Consider the following 19970-nt stretch of genomic DNA (forward strand, 5'->3'; position numbering starts at 1 on the left):
GGCAGCGCTTGCGGTTAAAAATATCTCAAGAAATAAAAACAAAAAAAATATGGGATAAAGCTATCTCAAAAATGACAACTAAGGGAGTATTTACATTGACCTGTATAGTCACTTTAGAGCAGACTGGCAATGAGATGTTTGAGTCAGAGTTGAAAATGGCAGCAAGAACAAAAATTATGAGAACCTCTGGATTTATATTTCGCAATATCCTTTTTTTGGTTGTGGCTTTTGTTTGCTTGTTCAGTCATGCCGAAGGCGACTTAATGCAAACGCCTAAGACTATGCGGCATACGAATCCGCAGTTGGCTATTCGTGTTATAGAAAATAATCGTGACATCCTTGCTAGTCATTCGGACGCTTCTTTTTTTGAAAGCCAGTGGTTGTTGATCGAGCTCTATCTCAAAACGGGTGACTCGATGAAGGCGGAAGAAACCTATGAACAGTTAACACGGATCTTTAGAGAAAATGCAAACTATCAACCTCAATTAGCGTTAATACATGGGATGTTGATGTTACACAATCTGGATATGGAAAACTTCTTAAACCGTCTGGCACCCTTTCAGACCGAGTTTTATAGTGAACCTCAGACTGAGTTGAATGTTTGGTATACGTATTTATTAGGCACTTATCATGTACGGAAGTACCAGTTCACTAAAGCCTTGCCTCAACTTACTGCTGCACTCGAAGGCGCTAAAAAACTTGAATTGGCTGGGCTCGAGTTAAGTATTCGCAATCAAATAGTGCAGCTGTTTTATTACACGAAGCAATATGAACGTGCACTGAGTTTTAGTAACGAAAACATTTTGGTTGCTCGTGCTATGGGAGATCAGTATAGAGAGGTTGCGGCGCTCTCAAACAACATGAATATCTACTATGCGCGAGCTGTGGATATTGCAGATTCGTTGGCATCGGGGAACGCCAAAGATAATCCACAGTACCAACAAGATATGGCTCAAAGTCAGGCTATGCAGAAAAAAGTGTTGAGCATCGCTGAAGGTATACAGGATTATCGTTCAATGTTACGGGCGTTGATCATTCAGCAAAGTCAATATATCAGTCAGAATAGTTTTCAACAGGCAGTGGAAACCGGCAAGAGAATTCTTGCGCTTGCAAGCGAGCATCGACTGGAATATGAAAGCGCTGTCGCTTCTAATAATATGGCTATTGCTTACCGTCAGCTGGAACAGTTTGAGGAAAGCATATTATCTCTTAAGGCCGCAGAGACCTACTATAAAAAAATCAATAGTATTCAGTCACTGATGTGGATTTATGAAGACTATGCTTTGACTTATCAAATGTTAGAGAATCATGAACAAGCACTTGAATACTATAAGCTCTTTCATGACAGCTCACTTAAGCTGATTAATCGAACTAATAATCAAACGCTCATGGACTTACAAGAGAAGTACGACGCGAGGGAGAAAACACAGGAGATTTCTAGATTAACTCAGCTGGCTGCGGTTAATAGCTATCAACTGAAGAACGAAAAAACACAGCGCTGGTTATTGATGATTGTATTATCTGCGCTTTTAGTTATTGCTTTGCTACTTTATCAAAAACGTAAGCAGCTTAAGTTATTACTGGATAAAGAAGCCGAACTGAACCAGAAGGCCATTGAGGTTGGAGAGACAAAGCAACGTTTCTTTAATAATTTATCTCATGAGTTTCGTACCGCTTTAACTTTGTCTATTGGACCGCTTAAATCTTTACTTGCCCATAAGAACTTACCCCATCGAGAGCCCGTTGAGTCTGCATTAGAAAACAACTTGCATATGATGACTTTGTTAAATGAAGTGTTAGATATTGAAAAGATTGATGCTAACACCATGCCTGTTCTTGTATCGGAATTTAATTTGTCGCAGGCGATTGATGCTTGTGTTAATCGCTTTCAATTACAGTTCAAAGAAAAAAATATTCGCTTAAAGAAACAAAGCTTCGAAGGACACACTACTCTATTTTTTGACCCCTCACACTTCGAAAAAATCATCTCCAATATACTCTCTAATGCCGGTAAGTACTGTGTTAATGGTTGTACTATTACCTTAGAGCTAGAAAACGAGGATGATCACTACGTTTTGTCTGTTAAAGATGATGGCCCTGGAATTAGTAAAAGCGAGCTGGCTTACGTGTTCAATCGTTTTTATCAGGGGAAGTCATCTGCTGATAAACGCCTTCCTGGAACTGGTGTTGGCCTTTCTATGGTCAAAGAGTTAATCGAGCTTCATGAGGGAAGTGTGAGTATTTCGAGTCAAGAAGGCGAGGGGTGTTGCGTTAAGCTCAGTTTTAAAAAGGGATGTGAACATTATTCCAGGGAGCTTCTGAGTTCCTTTAAAAAAGCACAAGAAGACAACTCTGATAATCATAGTGAGCAACATGAACTTTCAAAAGACTTGGTGACTCAGCTTGCACTGTCTGACGTAAACAAAGCAGCCGGCAATCATACAGAAGCGGAGCCTACGCAATCGAAGCCTGTGGTGCTGGTCGTTGATGACAATAAGAAGATCCGACAGCTGATACGTGGGATCTTGCAACCCGATTATCATATTGTTGAAGCTGAAAACGGGCTCGAAGCACTTAAGGTGGCAGAGTCAATTCAGCCGGATCTACTCATTGTCGATGTAATGATGCCAGAGATGGATGGTTATCAGTTAACTGAGCAATTAAAGTCAAATCCGCAGTTGGCTCATTTATCGATTATATTACTCACGGCATTGTCGGAGACTGAGCAACGAGTTCATGGTCTTTTGCTTGGCGCCGATGACTATGTCACTAAGCCTTTTGATAATGACGAGCTCAAAGCAAGAGTTAAAAATCATCTGGCACAAAAACAACGCTTATCTGAAGTACTGTTAAAAGAGTTCCAACAAAGTGGCGGTCGAGAACTCGGCAATCATTCTTTTGAAGGGCAAGACGCTAAGCGTTGCAAAAAGCTCGATAACATTATTACTAAAAACTTAAGTAAGTATGAGTTTGACGTAGAGCAAATGTATACCGCACTTAATATGACGCGAAGTTCGTTGTATCGCTATACACAAAAAATCTATGGTTGCTCACCGATGAATCTGCTCAAAAAAAGACGATTGGAACTGGCCCATCAAATGTTAACTGAATGCGATGGCACTATCAGCGAGGTTGCTTATGCGGTGGGTTATCAAAGTTTATCGGCATTTAGCCGAGCTTTCCGAGAGCACTTTGATTATCCTCCTACCAAAGTAAAAGAAGGGCGGCAAAAGACACAACCCGTCAGTGATGAAAGCTCTCCGGTTTTTGCGTCACTCGATTGATGGAATGCTATTGGGGTATTGAGCATGCACTCTTAAAAAAGTACATGCTTTATACCTTACTGACTTGTCTTGTGAGTATCGTTATTCTTCAAGGATTCATATCTATAAAAACGGTGGACGCCTCACCGTAATAATGAGTTCCAGCCGCGGAGGCAGCAACTCTTAAGCGTTGACCTGGTTTGGGATAGGGTACTTCTATACTCCAGCTTTTATTAGATGCGTTCGTTGATGCCATCGTTTCTGGCGCGGTAATATCTTTAACTTTGGAAACTTCATTGACTATGGGTTCTACTAAAGCTAACACGATACCATCAAGAGCAACTTTAGATTCAACACGAAGGAATAGTTTGGATTGAGGTGTTTTTGTTGCTGACAGAGTCAGAGACACATCCCCATTTTTTAATTCACAAAGGCCACTTAGATAGCGGCAGTTAGGTTTCTCTACCAAAACATAACTTTGCCCTTTCTCGGCTCTTTGAGCTGGTTGGCTCACCAGATAGTCAACAGCAAAGTAGCTGATGAGCGCCAAACAGGGTGCCACCAGAAGCGCGACGGTTATGTGTTTATTCTTTAACATCAAAGCTTCATTTCTCCGGGTTAGTGGTCTTGCGCACGGCTAACGCCTGAAGGCACTCGTATATATTCAACCAACTCTTGTACTTCAACGGGTGGTTTGCCCGTCATTCGTGTCACAATGGCCGCCACTGTAAAATTAATAATCGCACCCACAAAGCCAAAGGCATTCGGCTCTATTCCCAAAAACCAGTTAGCTTTCATATCGCCTAAAAAGGAAGTGCTTTGCACAAACATGATTCCTTTGTGTTGGAAGACGTAAAGTAAAGTCACTGTGATCCCTGCAATCATTCCTGCAATGGCTCCCTGTTTGTTTATGTTCTTACTAAAGATCCCCATCATGAGTGCAGGAAACAAAGAGGATGCCGCCAAGCCAAATGCCAGTGCGACTGTGCCTGCTGCAAAGTCGGGCGGATTATAACCGAGGTAACCCGCGAGTCCGATAGCAACGGCCATAGCAATCCGGCTGGCGAGTAATTCTGCTTTTTCATTAATATCGGGAATGAACACACCTTTAATTAAATCATGAGAAATGGCTGAAGAGATGGCTAACAATAGCCCTGCGGCGGTTGATAAGGCTGCGGCTAACCCTCCTGCCGCTACCAGGGCGATTACCCAGTTAGGCAGTTGCGCGATTTCTGGATTAGCAAGGACCATAATGTCGCGATCAATCTTTACCATCTCGTTGTCTGTGGTATCAGCAGACATCTGAATGCGGCCATCGTTGTTTTTATCTTCAAACTTTAATAGACCTGTAGTTTCCCAGTTTTTAAACCAGTCGGGACGCTCATCATAAACCAGGTGGTCGCCTGGATTCGGCTCTATGGTTTCTATGAGGTTTAATCTCGCCATGCCAGCAACGGCAGGTGCGGTGGTGTAAAGTATGGCAATAAATACTAATGCCCAGCCGGCTGAACTTCGTGCATCTTTTACTTTGGGTACGGTAAAGAAGCGAATGATGACGTGAGGAAGTCCTGCTGTGCCGATCATTAGTGACATGGTATAAGCAAACATGTTTAAAGTGCTGAGGCGCTTTTCTGTTGTGTACTCAGCGAATCCTAACTCAGTGACTACCTGATCCAGCTTATCAAGTAAGTAGGTATTGGTTCCTGTCATAGTGTCACCTAATCCTAGTTGCGGGATAGGGTTGCCAGTCAGTGTTAAAGAAATAAAGATAGCAGGAATGGTGTAGGCAAAAATCAATACGCAGTATTGTGCAATTTGAGTGTAAGTAATTCCTTTCATGCCCCCTAGCACGGCATAGATAAAAACGATCAACATGCCGACCATAAGTCCAGTACCATAAGATACTTCAAGAAAGCGAGAAAAAGCGACGCCAACACCTTTCATCTGGCCAATAACATAAGTCACTGAAATAATAATGAGACAAAGTACAGCAACGATGCGAGCTGCGTTAGAATAGTAACGTTCACCGATAAATTCGGGTACTGTGAACTTGCCAAACTTTCGTAAATAAGGTGCGAGTAACATGGCCAATAAAACATAACCGCCAGTCCATCCCATTAAAAAGACGGAACCGCCATAACCCATAAAGGCGATTAAGCCTGCCATTGATATAAACGAAGCGGCTGACATCCAGTCGGCTGCCGTCGCCATCCCGTTAGCTACCGGATGGACACCTCCACCAGCAATATAAAAGTCCTTTGTCGAGCTGGCCCGCGACCATATTGCAATGCCGATATAGAGCAAAAAAGTTGCCCCGACAATAAGATAAGTAACCGTTTTTAAATCCATAACAACAAGCTCCTATTGATCATCTAAACCGTATTGTTTATCCAATGCTTTCATTTTTTTTGCATACACAAAAATAAGAATCACAAAGGTATAGATAGAGCCCTGTTGAGCAAACCAGAAGCCAAGTTTGTAGCCACCGAGGCGGATTGTATTAAGTTGGTCAACCAGAAGAACACCGAATACAAATGAGACGATGAACCAGATGGTTAATAGAATCATCATGAGTTTAACGTTGGCGCGCCAATAAGTCTGAGCTTTATTTTTATTATCAGAAGTCATGGTCGATCCTTATCATGCAGAAAGGCGTTAGGTTTTGATAATACGTAAGTTTTGAACCTAATTCGACCAAAATTTAGTGCTTTTTGGGAGGCGATATTCAATAGCTATTGAAGATGTTGTGAGTGGGAACTCGTAAGGAGATAAGTGTAATGGGATGTAATCGAATAGAAAGGCGATTCGTCTTAACCTTGAACTCAACTGCTAAGGACTAAAGGAAAATTTAGTGAAAGGCAGTTTTGTTCAACAATTTAATTTAGGAGAAATTAAATGAAGACGATTAAGGCATTTATATTGTCACTGCCATTTATGTTCACATCCGCTGACTCTGCTGCGGTTAATGGACAGGATGTTAAGCTTGTTCACACCAATGGTTCGAGCTTCTATCAAATTGGCAGTAAGTGGTATGAGAGAGGAGGTGCACCCAATTATTCTCATAAATTTGTATTTACCGAATACGGTCGAGATCAATGGTCGGTTTATCTGTTTGATAGCGCCAGAAATGTCCGCTTGCAATTAGATTTGTGGACCAAGAAAGTCAATTATCTTGGGCCGAATAGTTCTGACTGGAGAACCATCTTTACCATATCCAGTTCTAGCCCTCATCAAATTGCGCTGAATGGCCCTACGTTATATCAACACAGCAACTATGGTGGCTATGGTGTAAAGCTGTTGGAAGGCTCGTATACACTTAATGTTCTTAATGCTCGTGGTATTAAGAATGATGATGTGTCATCAGTAAAAGTACCGAGTGGTTTTCAGTTAGATACTTATGAGCATAATAACTTTGGTGGTTGGAAACAAAGTTATGTGGTTAATACTTCTTATGTTGGTAGCAGCAAAAACGACGAGCTTTCTTCGGTGGTTGTAAAAGCGATTGACCCTATTAAAAACAGAGCCATTAAAGTTTATCGCCATAGCATTGCACCCAGCTTTTCTAACAGTGAGGCTGATCGTATTCTTGGTGATGCATCTGATATTTTATTAACACAAGATGGCAGTGATGATGTGGCATGTCCTGTAACGATGAAACGTTCTGGAAATGTAACAACCACAACGCAAGGTGATGGTACCCTCGATGCGCGAGGCGATTTATCGGCTTACCCTGATGGCATTACTCTAGTTAAAGCAATAAATTATTGCTCCAGCTTGTCTCCTAATATCATTGGTTGTGCTAGCACACCGGGCAAAAAGGCCGTCTTCATTCGATTTACCGAGAATCAGGAAGGTATGGTCTGGGCCCATGAATACGGTCACAACAAAGGATTAAGCCACCGTAATGGTAGCAACAACTTGATGGACAGTTATGTTGGTACGTCGAAACGTAGAGTGAATCAATCTGAGTGCAACTCTTTTATTAACAACTAACTTAAGTAACTAAAGGATAAGACAATGAATATTTCTATGAAGAAAGCAATAGTGACATTTTCTGCGCTTGTGATGTCTGCTTCCAGTATGGCTGCTGAGTTAATGAGTGTTAATGAGTTTGTTAGCAAAACCTATATTCAAGGTTTACCTTACGAAGAAGCGCTTCAATACAACGAGGTCCACGTTCCTCAACTAAAAGCGATTTTGAACGATTACTCACAGAGTGAGTTATGGCCCAACACCATAGTAATGTTAGAGATCATCGGTGACAAAGAAGACCTGGGCGATATCATTCGCTTTATCGAAAGAGATCCCGGTGATGAATATAGCATTGCCCATGAGCGTGCAAAAAATGCAGCCATATATGGCCTGGGTTATTTTATTAACCACACAAAAAGTAAAAAGGCATTACGTTATTTGGTAGCCAGTCTTGATGAAGAGACCTGGACTAAGCGCAATGTAAGAGGTTTAGGTAAGTTGCACAAAACAGAGGGTGAAAGAAATGCTGACTTTAGCAAGTACGCAATGTTAGGGCTGGCACTTTCTGGCGAGTACGAGGCGATATCTGAACTCAAACGGTTTAAATCACGAAAGACTTTAAAGATGCAAAAAGCTGGAAAGGCGAAGTCTCAGCAGACTCGATTTGAACGCATTGCCGAAACAGCACTTGATGAAGGCGGAAAAATTAATAAAAAGGGTCTGAAAGCCTACTACAAGCAGCAACATCAACACGAACATGATGGACACGACCATCATTAAATGACTCCCTTGGTCGACGATGCTGTCATGGTATCGTCGGCGTTTTAGAGATTGATTGTTCTCGTTAAGAGATTTTTTTTAAGCCTGTTTTATAGCCAGCCAGTTATTTAAGAACGAGACATATCTCATAAAAATAATATAAATAAAGGTAAATATTCTCCAAAGCCTTCCTGCCGCCAGCGCCAAAGATGAATTACCCCCATAGAAGGGATACAATTATCTTCCCTTTAACGGACAAATTGTGTGCGCATGCCTACGGAGCAAACCCGATATATTCAAAAGAACATCCTTGGAAAAGGCGGATATGGTACTGTCTATAAGGCCTGGGACAAACAGTTAGAGCGTGATGTTGCAATAAAACTGTTTCATAAGCACCAAGCAAAAATTACTCAGGAAGCCAGAACCCTAGCACAGGTTAACTCTCCTAATGTGGTTACCATCTACGATATTCTAGATTGGGATGGGCAACAAGCCATGGTGATGGAGTATGTTGATAATGCTCTACCGCTAACCTTTGAGACGCTCAAGCATTTTAACCATGAAGATTTTGTGAGCTTTTTGTTGTCAGCTGCACAGGGTATTAAAGCGATTCATGAAGCCGGAATTATTCATGGTGATATTAAGTTAAGTAACATGCTTATGGAGTCTTCTAAGCAGGTTAAATTGACAGACTTTGGGTTGGCCAGAGCAGGACAAGATACTGCAAATGATTCCTCCAGCGAGCACTCATCAGACAGTCAGGTGTCTGGTACATGGGAGTGTCTCTCACCGGAACAGATCAAAGGAGAAAATGTTTCGGATAAAACCGATGTATTTGCTCTGGGGATTATTCTTTTCTCAACTATCTATGGACGGCACCCTTATATTGAAAATAACGATCTGGTCGAAGCCAGAAAGCGATTAAATCGTGAGATCAACTTCTCGGAGTTTTTGTTGCTTGATGAGCGTTACAGAGCTTTTGAGTCCCTCTGCCAGGCCATGCTCCAACGTAAACCCGATAAAAGACCTTCCATCCATCAGGTAGTTGATATCTTGTTACAGAGCCAACAACAACTGTCTTCAGGTCATGCCGACACGCTCACCGAAACCATTGATATTGAAGTGTCTTCTAAAAAGCGCCCGTTACTTTATCTTTTGCCTGCAGCACTGTTAGTGTTCATTGCTATCTTTGCCTATTACTGGTCGCCACAGCAAGAAGTCAAAACACTGGTTATTCCGGCTTTGGTCGTCAATCAAACGGACGACCTTAGCGCAGACAGCTCGCAATTTGATGTGTCCTTGCTCGAGAAAAGCAAAGAGTTATCTGTCATTTTAAATGATGAACTGATGCAGTCTGTATTATCGGCGTCTGGGCGAATGCTTGTTCCTAATCGCGAGTGGCGAGGAGAACGGCATTGGCCAGAAGTCGCAGAAAAGTTAGTGGTTGATGAAATCTTATTTAGCGAAGTACATTGCAGCAATAATCTGGCATGCGACGTTAAGATTGCCTTGTTTAGTAAGCAGGAACGCAAGGTGATTAAAACAGAAGAACTGTCGGTTCCGACAGATAACTTATTGGTGTTTGCTGAGCTGGTTCATAGTTTGTCTAACAAGATCATTGGTAATGAAAACAAAGAACATGCTGCTTTAAATCTTGATGAAGCCTCATTAAAAAAGTACGCTTACTTTCGAGCCCATATTGAGCAGCTTCCTGTTGACGAGATTATTACTGGACTCAAAGAGTTGAGTCGTAATAACCCTGACTTTACTGGCAGCACATTGCAACTCGGTAAAGTGTATCTACAACAGTATGATGCGACTCAAGATGATACATGGTTAAAAAAAACGAAAGAAGTAGCGGATCGCATCAGTGACTCTTCCAGTGGGCAAGAGCTGTTGTTTTGGTATTATCTGGAGGCCAATCAATTTGAGAATGCACTAAGTGTATTAGAGCGGCTGCGACAGTTGCCGAACATTGATTATAGTTATCTGGTTTTAAGGCATACGATGCTTTTGTTTGAACAGGGCAAAGAAGCCGAAGCGGTTCAGTATCTAGATGGCCACAGTAATATTCGTAAAACAGGAAGTTATTATCATTTAAAAAGTTATATGCTAGAAGTGCTTGGCCAATATCAGAACCTGCTTGATGTGGTTGAGTTATGGCTGGTGATGGATGCCAGTAATATCATAGCTAGAGAATATCAACTTATTGCCTACATTCATCTGGGTAATATGGAGCAAGCTGCGCAATTGGGTAAGAGTTTTGTAGGACAGCAAGTAACCGATGATATTCGTTATAATTTAAGTGTTGCCTATTTGTTGAGTGGCCAGTACAACAAGAGCATTGAAGAGTTACAAAAACTGCGGCAGTCAAATCCTCAAGATAGACGAGTACTAATTAATCTTGCCGAAGCTCAAAAAAGTGCTGGAAATCTCGAAGAGTCTAATCGGCTTTATCAAGCTTACGTTGAAGAAATTATGGAACTGGAAACGATTCAATGGAAAGAAATGGCTTACCTGGCGATGGCTTATGCTCATCTGGGGCAAACTTCTAATGCGCTACTGGCGCTGCAAGACATGAGTGCAAAAGCCTCTGTTGATAAAGTTTCGGATAGCAGCTCTTATTATCTATTATCCTCTCAAATTTATGCGTTGCTAGGACAGCAAGAGGCGGCTTTTGTTAATGCTGAAAAGGCGTTGAAATCTGGTGTTGGATTGCATTGGTATAACTTTCCCTGGCTTAAAAGCTTGAAAGAAAAGCTAGAGAAAGCCGCGCTTACAACAGCTTAAACGACATAGCCTTAGTAATACGCTATGCCGTTTAATGTGCTTTCCAATTTTATTAGAATCTTGGTTTTGTTGGCTTGGTTGTATCGGTTGGGTCAACAATAATAATCTCTTCATTGCCGTTGTTATCGCTCTTTTTCACTAATAAGCCATAGCTATAAGAGGCACTTAAACTTTGATGAATGGTGACCTTCATACCCAGTCTCTGTTCATCAAGGATAATATGTTCTTTTTCTATTTTTCCATCGGCTTTATCAGTCGTTAGTTGGGTGTAGCTTTCTGGAAAGTAAAGAATGCTAATAGGGGTGTTTGAGTTGTAAGCATCAGACAGCTGTTCTTTAAATGATTGGAACACGATCTCTGCATCCAATTCGTTTTCTATAACAATCTTCAGGTTGTCTACCCGTGCTCTTAATGCTGTTAATATAGATTGCTGTTGCACTGTCAGGCTGTCGCTCAGCGGGTCAAAACCAATGCCATCGATAAAAGAATAAATATCTGGGCCTGAGCCTTTAATGCTGATCTTGTAACGACGGGTCACCGAATCCGAAAAGTAGTGAGAAGGTGACGGATTAGTAAAGCTTTCTAGCGGTACGCCTGTTGGCAAAAAGACCAGGCAAGTGCCTTTTTCAATATCCAGAGGGTAGAGCGTTGCGTCAAGAAAGCGGCTGTTCATTCGATACATAAAAGCCGTTGATTGTTCATTACTAATTTTCTTGAGAGAAACAGGCGTTACGTTACCCGACTGTTCAGCAGAAAAACTCTCGTTTAAGTTTAATGCGTAATCTTGGTCTCCACTGCGATTCACAATAGCATAGTCTTTTTCTATGGTAAGAGATTGAACAAACCATTGAGACAGTAAGTGCTCTCTAGGCGGTTTATTCATCAGCACTACTTTATTTGTTCCATCAATACGTGAAAGATAAAGGCCATTTTTAAGATTTTTCAGGCGGAAAAATTTCGTTTCTGGCTCTACCTCTACAGTCCATAAGATGCGTCGCGGTTGAGCATTTTCTTTTGCAACTCGGGTTAGTGTTTCAAAAACCGGTTGGCTATTTTTTACCGACAAATTAACGCTGTTAATCATCGGATTTAAATTGGTTGTATACGGATGAGAAATCAACATGGCATTGTGCCATTCTTTATCAAGAGTATCTGATGCATCGTCTTGTGCGAATACCGATGCGCAGGTAGCTAAGGATAGCGCCGTGAGCTTGGCGATGGTGTGACCAAACTCATTGAGTTTTGAAGTGAAGCTTTCGGTGGCTGAAATTCTTGCTAAGCTGTCCATAATTGTTCTCCAAAGTTTTGTATGCCCTGTGGCATATTTCCTGTTTGATACTGCTTGGTTGTGTATTCTAGAGATAAACATTTTTAAAGCCATTACATCCTATTACTTCCTAATAATCTCTATATGAGAATCATGTCGCCCTGTTCGTTGGTTTTTAGTCGCTCTATCTTATGAAAAGTTGCGCTCTGCATTTGATTAAAACTTGAAAAGTCAATAACATTCCCTTACACACGCACGGATAGACAAAGCTGCATCATGGGAACCTTTAACTCGGTACATTCCAACACCTCCATTTATTTAAAACCTGTGCATATCGTAGGCCGAGATGCCAATGCGGCTGATACGCTTATTTCTCACCCAGGCAGCTCTCGGTTGCACTGTGTCATGCGCTGGCAAAGTGGCCATTGGTTTGTGACTGATGAAAGTAAAAATGGTTGTTTTATCAACGGAAAAAGAATCGAGAAAGGGCATAGCTTGTGTTTAAACAAGGGCGATGTATTTTCTACCTGCAAAGATAATTCGGTTGCGTGGGTGCTTGAGGATGACTCTGAGCCTCGCCCAATACTGGTTCACAAAGAATCCTCTACTAGTATCGAGCTGGATGAACTGAATATTTTGCCAAGTGAGGAGCAACCTGACTGTCAAATTATTAAGCAAGGACAGCAATGGTTTTTTGAAAAAGACAACGAACACCAGGAGATAAAGGAGGGATTCAGTTTTATTATGGATGGAAAACTGTGGCATTTTTATCCTAACTTCTTATTACAAGAAACTGAATTATTCTCTGATCAAGAACAAGAAATCCCCCAGATCATTTTTGATGTTAGCCGCAACGAAGAACATGTTGGTGTTGTATTGAGAGTCCAAAACGAGGAGTTTAATTTAGGACGCAAGATCTATCATTACTTGATGTTGGAACTGGCTCGGCATCGGCTGGAGGATAAAGATGCTAAGGAGAGTGACCGCGGATGGCTCAGTAATGATTTGATGCTGCATACCTTGGGGATTGATATGAATAATTTCAATATTCAAATCTATCGAGCCAGAAAAGCACTGAAAGAATTTTCGCCCTACTGGAGTCAGCATTTGTTCGAGAGACGTCGTGGTGAAATCCGATTGCATGAATGCTTGATAGATATTCGTAAAGGCTAGTCCCATAGCTCTATTGTATGACTGTTTTTTGTATATGACGAAAAAAGTCGAATCGCCGCCATTAACATATTGAACGTGAGTGAAGTGCTTTCCAACTAGAGATCGCACTTTTTCTAATATTAATTCATTAATTTTTCCTTAATCACACATATTTTTACATTCTTCACCAAACCAAATCACCAGTCTGATCGTCTAAAGCTATTTGTAGTGTGCGATTGCTTTAGAAAATAAAAAAGGCTGCGTTATGTCAGATAATAATTCCAGTGAAAACACGCCTCTTCGGGCGGTTCGTGATACTTTGAATCGACCACCTCAAAAGGAAAGTAAGCTATTTAAGTTCTTCGCTTTTCTTTCTCTCACCGATTATCAAGTGCTAAAAGAGTGTGGAAAATACGATCATACGCTGGTCTATGCCATGGTATTCCGCCAGATAGTCACTTTTGCATTCACTTGTCTGCTGTTTTCTTATGGCGTTTCCATGTTTTTGGATTTGTATGCGGCCATTATCATCGGGGTTATTTTTGCTCTGACACTGTTCTTTCTTGATCAGGCCATCATTGGCTCTGACTGGGCACTGAAAAATCCCTTTAAAGGCGGGTTGCCCATTCGTAGCTTGTTTGGGCTCATCCCGAGAATTGTTTACTCACTTATCATCGCAATAGGATTGGCCACTCTGGCTGAGATCAGCTTACAAGCGAATGCCATTGATGAGCAAATACAGAAAGAATCAAACGAAAAGAATCAGGAGTATTTTGCCAAGCTAGAGAAGTATGAGCAGGAGTTAGAGACCGGCATTGGTGTTGATCGTAAAAAAGTTGAAGATATTCAGGCCGAGATCGTACAGCTGAGCGAACAAAAGTCACGTTACGAACTATCTGTCCGTTCAAATGATACAGAGACGCTGGGCAATACTTTGACGGTAAAGCAGGAAAACCTTGCTGAGCTTCAACGCACACAACAAGTGCTTATAGCCGAAATAGCTTCTATTAATAAACGGCTGGCCACCAGTCGAGAAGAATACAGCTACTGGTTTAATGAAGCCTTGTTAGAGAGAACAGGTAAAGACGGACGAGCACCGACGGAAGGTCCTAAATATCGTCGTGCGGTTTCTACCTATACCGATATCAAGGAACAGATAGGCATTTTAGAAGGCAGTTTGGCTGACGCAAAGGATAAGCTCACGGCTTTGAAGCCCGATATTGACACCGCAACAGAAGAGTTAAATCTTGTGCAGAAAGAGCGCAATGAATTGATATTATCAGAAACCAATTATGCTCAAAATGGAGAGAATATAGGTCGCTTGAATGACGATCTGTTGGCTGCTAAAGCAACTCTTAACCGTGCTATCGATGATAAGCAAAAGAAGATGGATGAGTATCGAACTAAGTTAGAAAAAGACGGTTTATTCTACGAAGTTAAAACGGGGATGTTGCGTCGTTATCTGGCGCTGAAGAGTATTCATAACGATCCCGAGGTCGGCGAAGCGGCTTCTATGTTTAGTTTGCTGTTAAAAATCTTCTTTATTGCTATCGAGTTAATGCCAGTCATTGTTAAACTATTTTTCTCCCCATTCAGCTTCTACTCGTTACGTATGTATCGAAAAATGCAGATAGCATTGCTTGAAGAAGAAGAACTTTTAGAGGCTGCAAAAGCCGAACGCAAGATGGCTCGCGAGCGAAGAATTCGTGAAACCGGAGAGCTTGATGCGGTGAATGCGGTTTAAGAAAAGCTCTAGAGGCAAGTTAAATAATTCGTTGTCGATACTGATCGTCGGCACATGCCAGTTTTTTTGACTGGCTGTATTTGCTTTGTCGATTAGCCCCAATTATCGAGGGGCTTTGACTATAAGTAACATCTCATGAGTTAGTTAAGGAGATATGCCAGGTCGTTTTCTTTTTTCGTGCTCCGTCAATAGGGATTCATGTTTCGAGTTTTATTGTACCATAAATGATGTAGTGGTTTTTGGCGTTTCTTTGATAAAAGGGGAAAGTAACAATGCCACAGCTGAAGTTATCTGGAGTTGAATCAGGAGATTTTTTCTCCCTTCTTTTCTCAAGAGCTATCCGTTTGCTTTGAGTCTTTTTATCGGCATTGGTAAATTGTTTTCTGGCTTATTTTTTTAAGTCATTTTTAATATTAGCTTGTGTCAAGTCCGAGTGTGACTTAGATGCTGTATCCATCGGCAATAAGAATAATAACAGAACTGAGATTGGTTTCATGAGGTATATGGTCTGCATAAGTTGAAATCATCCTTTGTTACTTGTATGAACTTATTTGGGGCGCAGGGGTTACGTTCGAGAAAATTCTTATGTTTGACTGGCTGGTTTTTTAGACTGACTCAGCAGGCCAGAAAAGATACTTTCTGCCAAAGGAGCTAGAAATGATTTGGGCAGCAAGCTTTCAACAAGACTGATAACGTCATATGTTTTTTCTGTAATTTTATCTATTAACCTGTCCGCTTCATTCTCAGAACTGCATTTGTTTTTCATCCGTAGGGGGAGCTGATTTATTCGGTAAGACAGAAGAGGGGATGAGATCACTCAAAGAGTCATTAGAGGATTGTATATTACCTGATGGAGGCGCTTTGGACGAGTAATGCTAATAGGAGGCTGAAAAACAAAAGTGTGTGACCGAGAGTCTTCGATAGGCTCTAGATAAATGAAATTTACTTTATAGCTACGTCTTTAGCGTTCTATTAATAGATAATTAACTGCTAAATTAAGCGATTGGTTGACTTTTGCACTGGTTTTGCGTATAAAGTCGCCTCTATTTTAATAGGGACTCAATAGAAAGGATTTCATGTATTTGTTAAAAGAGGCTGCTTTAGATGAGAGTTGTACTATTAGCACTAACTTTGCTGTGTTGTTTGGCACAAGCACAAGAGAATGATGTTGTTCGAGTTTTAAAGAATACTGGATACATTACTGAGCCAGTCATTTTCAAAAATAAGATTCTATTTACAGTTGACCATAGTGATTATGGTGAGGAACCTTGGGTTTCTGATGGAACAGAAGCTGGGACTTTTATTTTATCTGATATAGTTTCTGGCCCCTCATCTAGTGATTATCATCGTTACCGAACCTCTTTTCGACGTATATTTTATATTTCTGGAAACTTGGCTTATTTTACCGTGAATAGAGACAAGTGGCATGAACAGCTATGGGTGACGGATGGTTCTCAGGAAGGGACTCGATTGCTGAAAGAATTTGAAGTGGGCTGCGATCCTTACTGTCAGCGTTCGACCAGCAAATATGGTCGAACTAGCATGTTACTCTTTATTCCCTATAAAAACATGATGTTTTTTACTTTGCAGCTGGCTGACGGTAGCTATTCTCTTTGGCGTACAGATGGGACTGAAACTGGCACTGAGCTATTTCATAATGGGCGTGTTATTTCAGGAAAGATGTTTCAAGGAAGTTTATATTTTACAGTAGAGAATAAAGATAGTTCCCCTAATAGAAATGATATTTGGAGTTCTGATGGCTTTTCTAAAGAGTTTAAAATGTCATTGCCTGCATCGACCCGAATGGTTGCGGTTGATGAGAACTACATATACACATTGTCTTCAGATAAGTTAACTATTGGTCGTAATCAGGGGGAAGATGGAACACAAGTAAACTTAATCGAAATCTCTTCTGGTATTTCAGGATCTTCCAACACCGCAATTGTCAGACAAAATGCTAACTATATCGTTCTTGCCATTGGTAGAGAGCTTTGGTCTGTATCCAAAGCGACAGGAGCAGCAGGTAAAGTTTTTGACATGATGGATCAAGCGAATGAGATTGATCTTGTTGGTGAGAAAGTTTATGTCACGACGTTTGATGATGGTCTGATAGTTACGGATGGAACTATCAATGGCTCCTACACTGTTGACCCTGATAAACGAAACAGGTTAGTCAGTAGTCAAGATTCCGCTAATCTATTTTTTATTCAACAGGATGCTGAAGAGGTTGCTTCATTGTATCGAGTGGATTACAACCAGAACTCAGTACTTTTCGAAACTAGCTACCCAAAAATTGATAATATTAACTACCTGACCGACTCTGTGATGACTAATGGCATTATTTTTTCTAAGGCACATAATTATATAGATAATGTAGAACCTATGGAACTTTGGGCTTATAAGGTATCTAATGTCGATACTCCTGATGCCAGTAGTGATGAAGGTGGCGGTGGCGCCATTAATCCTTTTATTTTAATTTTATTCGGTTTTTATTTAGGGGCTTTAAGAAGACGGGCTTAAGTTAGTTTTGTGCTTGTTGGATAACTTGATTTAGTGTTATTCATAATCATTCAGTAAACCGAGGATAGATATTATTTACGCAGATATACCAAACGGAAACTTGGCTTCAAGTTCTAGTGAATGGTATCGATAGGAGCTTCATCATTAAGCTGCCATTCACTTTTGAACCTGAGGATAAGTCCTGGAGTCTGTTTTTATCAAGTCTTACCTTGCATGTCTTCTCTGTCTAGAGCTTCTAGGATATATTTTGCCGTATCTACTACATTGGAAAGCTCATTATTGTATGAAATAATACCTAGCGACTCATTATGATGAGTTGAATATCCATGCTCGCCATTAAAAATGGGTTTATCAAATAAAGGTCTGTCTGATAGAGCTTGGGGTTGAAATACAAAGCCAGGTTTGAGCAGTACATATAACTCACCTGAGTTTTTATAATTCATCAAAACGGGCTCTAGTTCCTCCTTTAAGAGAACTTTCTCTGCAACAAGCTGTCCCGGTGCTGAGGCCTTAGTTGCGAAAACGCTCCATGTAATTTATTAATCGCTTCTTTTTTCTCTTTATCATTAAAGTTCTGATTTACATAGATAAGAGCTGATACTTTCCTTGGGATATCTCTAACATTTCAGTTTTGCTCTATTGAAAATACCTGCTTAAAAATAAACTGATTCAGGTTGATTACTGTATTAACAGGAGTGAAGCCATGTCCTGAGTGACTAAAAGCTCATTGCCATTCGCTTTGGCATAGGTGTTAGTTCTTGCCAAATTGTTATCCATACGTTGATAAGCACTTTCTATGATTGTTTTATATTTTGGGGAGATAGTGTCGTCTGTATTGTGCGTCAGTTGAAAAAGTGCATGACCATATCGGTCGATAATAGGATAATCCAATAAAATGAGGTCATAGTTTTCTTTAGTTGTTGAGTATTGAAAAACATCCATAATATGACAGGCTTCATAACTCACATCTTCTATGAAAGTATTGTCGCTGACACTTCCTTTGGTAAAGTGAGCGGCCAGAGGCTAATTGGTGATCGTCGCTACATGTTGATTGATATTTGCAATAGAGGCTTGAAGCTTTCCTGTGGGGATAAATGTTGGGCGTATATGTAACTGGGAGCCATTATTATCGTCGACTATCTATTTTGCTCTGCATCTTTTAAGTACCCCCCTGAAAGCTCCCGTATCAAGTGTTATCCACTGATTAGGCTTGAGCTTTTTTACAACGCTATTAGCAATCTTATCGTCGTTATCGAGGATAAGTGTATTGTTATCTTTTGAACTTGATATGTAGAGAGGGTAACCGTTGTATATTTAATAGCGTTTGGGTTTATCCGAGTCTTCTAGTGCTATCAGATTTCCTCCATCGACAACCTGCCCTTGAGCATAAATATCAACATTGTTGTGCTGCGTATATTTTCCGTGGGTAGTAAGCACTCCAATATTGAGTACTTTTATTATGAGCTTTTGGGGTGGTGGCTTGAGTTTGGCTAGCCATTGACTCAAGTTCTTACTTAGATGCCCGTTGTTATTGAATATGTAAAAACGATACTGGATTTAACTCATGCTCATTTGGTAAAGAGAATATTTTGGGGCAATACTTCATATCTATGATCATTTTTTTGTGCGCTCTATTGATATTGGCTGTGAATGGGTAAAGTTGTGGATTGTTTTGAACCGTATTAATAAAGCATATTTTTCATCAAAGATACTGGCAAGGAGGATTCAGAGTCACCACTTCAAAAGCGATGTCTCGTAACGTCTTTTGGAGATCGTCGCTAATGCCAAGTCCAGGAGTGTTGTTTAACTCGTTAACTGGATTATTAGTGATCACTTGATAAAAAACATAAGCCGTTAGCAGTGCACCCGTTGGATTTGAGTGGTTGCCATCGGCAGCGTGCAAAGTGACGAAGGGATGTTCTGCGATAAAGGCATCCCACGCAAGCCCTATGGGAGCGACACAGGCGCTTTCTCTTGTCGCTATATCGACATGCAGTTCATGAACTCGCAAGCCTTCCTCATAGTTTCGTCGTCTTGGCCATTCGGGGAACATAATTGGAGTGGCTTCTTGTCGTTTCACCCGTCTGATCCATTCTTCGGCTGCTGTGGTGGGATACCAGTATTGTCCCGTTGTCGAATACTTTTGAGCTTGCAGGCTCACATGAGTCCATTGACGTCCTGTTAAATAAGCATTCGTTGTTGGATCATTCAATCGATCATCGAGAAATTGCCATCCAGGGGCGGCTATCACATTGGCTGTTTTACCAGAAGAGCCTTGTTCAATAAGTCGTTCAATCAGTCCGGGTAGATTGTTATTAGAGCTGTGGCTGTTGCCAATTAACAGCACTTCATAATCTGCTGATGCCAGTTGAACCAGCTCATCGTCAACTGGTGGGCTGGTATCATTTTGATTCGAGCTTTTGCATCCTGCCAGAATAATCATTAAGACGGTGATAAGTAGATAGTGTTTGCGCATTATTCACTCCTGCAAAGAACTAGACTA

The 19970-nt window shown here is 40.9% G+C and carries 15 protein-coding genes; 7 read left to right on the top strand and 8 right to left on the bottom strand.

Annotated features, from left to right (window positions below; genetic code table 11):
• The first annotated feature begins 155 nt into the window (after positions 1-155).
• Entirely contained in the window at positions 156-3284 is a 3129-nt protein-coding gene (locus NH399_RS14890) for a response regulator (RefSeq protein ID WP_253041412.1), read from the top strand.
• Positions 3285-3372: 88 nt separating this feature from the next.
• On the opposite strand, the gene NH399_RS14895 is transcribed toward NH399_RS14890, so the two are convergent.
• The 3 genes from NH399_RS14895 to NH399_RS14905 are packed head-to-tail and all read right to left on the bottom strand — an operon-like array spanning position 3373 to position 5891.
• Entirely contained in the window at positions 3373-3861 is a 489-nt protein-coding gene (locus NH399_RS14895; protein ID WP_253041414.1) for a hypothetical protein, read from the bottom strand.
• A gap of 20 nt (positions 3862-3881) precedes the next feature.
• Positions 3882-5612 carry a sodium:solute symporter family protein gene (locus NH399_RS14900; protein WP_253041416.1) on the bottom strand — a complete coding sequence of 577 codons (1731 nt, stop codon included), beginning with the start codon at positions 5610-5612 and terminating at the stop codon, positions 3882-3884.
• A 12-nt stretch (positions 5613-5624) separates the two neighbouring features.
• Positions 5625-5891, bottom strand: coding sequence for a DUF4212 domain-containing protein (locus NH399_RS14905; protein WP_253041418.1), 267 nt, complete (start codon positions 5889-5891; stop codon positions 5625-5627).
• Between the two features lie 267 nt (positions 5892-6158).
• Between NH399_RS14905 and NH399_RS14910 the strand changes: the two genes are divergently transcribed.
• The 3 genes from NH399_RS14910 to NH399_RS14920 all read left to right on the top strand — a co-directional run bounded on the left by NH399_RS14910 (position 6159) and on the right by NH399_RS14920 (position 10784).
• Positions 6159-7256 carry a hypothetical protein gene (locus tag NH399_RS14910; protein ID WP_253041420.1) on the top strand — a complete coding sequence of 366 codons (1098 nt, stop codon included), beginning with the start codon at positions 6159-6161 and terminating at the stop codon, positions 7254-7256.
• A 24-nt stretch (positions 7257-7280) separates the two neighbouring features.
• Positions 7281-8015: a hypothetical protein gene (locus NH399_RS14915; RefSeq protein ID WP_253041422.1), complete on the top strand. Its 735-nt coding sequence runs from the start codon at positions 7281-7283 to the stop codon at positions 8013-8015.
• Positions 8016-8264: 249 nt separating this feature from the next.
• On the top strand, positions 8265-10784 hold the full coding sequence (locus NH399_RS14920; RefSeq protein WP_253041821.1) for a serine/threonine-protein kinase: 2520 nt from the start codon (positions 8265-8267) through the stop codon (positions 10782-10784).
• Between the two features lie 52 nt (positions 10785-10836).
• Here the strand turns inward: NH399_RS14920 and NH399_RS14925 are convergent, their stop codons facing one another.
• Positions 10837-12072 carry a hypothetical protein gene (locus NH399_RS14925; protein WP_253041424.1) on the bottom strand — a complete coding sequence of 412 codons (1236 nt, stop codon included), beginning with the start codon at positions 12070-12072 and terminating at the stop codon, positions 10837-10839.
• Between the two features lie 255 nt (positions 12073-12327).
• On the opposite strand from NH399_RS14925, the gene NH399_RS14930 reads away from it, so the two are divergent.
• From NH399_RS14930 to NH399_RS14940, 3 genes are all read left to right on the top strand, one after another.
• Complete coding sequence (locus NH399_RS14930; protein WP_253041426.1) at positions 12328-13224, top strand: FHA domain-containing protein; 897 nt, start codon at positions 12328-12330, stop codon at positions 13222-13224.
• Between the two features lie 244 nt (positions 13225-13468).
• Positions 13469-14947 (top strand): DUF4407 domain-containing protein, encoded by a 1479-nt coding sequence (locus NH399_RS14935; RefSeq protein ID WP_253041428.1) that lies wholly within the window; start codon positions 13469-13471, stop codon positions 14945-14947.
• Between the two features lie 1104 nt (positions 14948-16051).
• Complete coding sequence (locus NH399_RS14940; RefSeq protein ID WP_253041430.1) at positions 16052-17467, top strand: hypothetical protein; 1416 nt, start codon at positions 16052-16054, stop codon at positions 17465-17467.
• Positions 17468-17664: 197 nt separating this feature from the next.
• Here the strand turns inward: NH399_RS14940 and NH399_RS14945 are convergent, their stop codons facing one another.
• The 4 genes from NH399_RS14945 to NH399_RS14960 form a co-directional block, all read right to left on the bottom strand.
• Entirely contained in the window at positions 17665-17910 is a 246-nt protein-coding gene (locus NH399_RS14945) for a hypothetical protein (protein ID WP_253041432.1), read from the bottom strand.
• 235 nt (positions 17911-18145) lie between these two features.
• Entirely contained in the window at positions 18146-18409 is a 264-nt protein-coding gene (locus NH399_RS14950; protein ID WP_253041434.1) for a hypothetical protein, read from the bottom strand.
• A gap of 372 nt (positions 18410-18781) precedes the next feature.
• Complete coding sequence (locus NH399_RS14955) at positions 18782-18973, bottom strand: hypothetical protein (RefSeq protein ID WP_253041436.1); 192 nt, start codon at positions 18971-18973, stop codon at positions 18782-18784.
• 196 nt (positions 18974-19169) lie between these two features.
• Positions 19170-19943, bottom strand: a complete 774-nt coding sequence (locus tag NH399_RS14960; protein ID WP_253041438.1) for a hypothetical protein — start codon at positions 19941-19943, stop codon at positions 19170-19172.
• Positions 19944-19970 lie beyond the last annotated feature (27 nt).

The organism is Pleionea sp. CnH1-48, from assembly GCF_024124665.1.
Classification (GTDB): domain Bacteria; phylum Pseudomonadota; class Gammaproteobacteria; order Enterobacterales; family Kangiellaceae; genus JAMXSB01.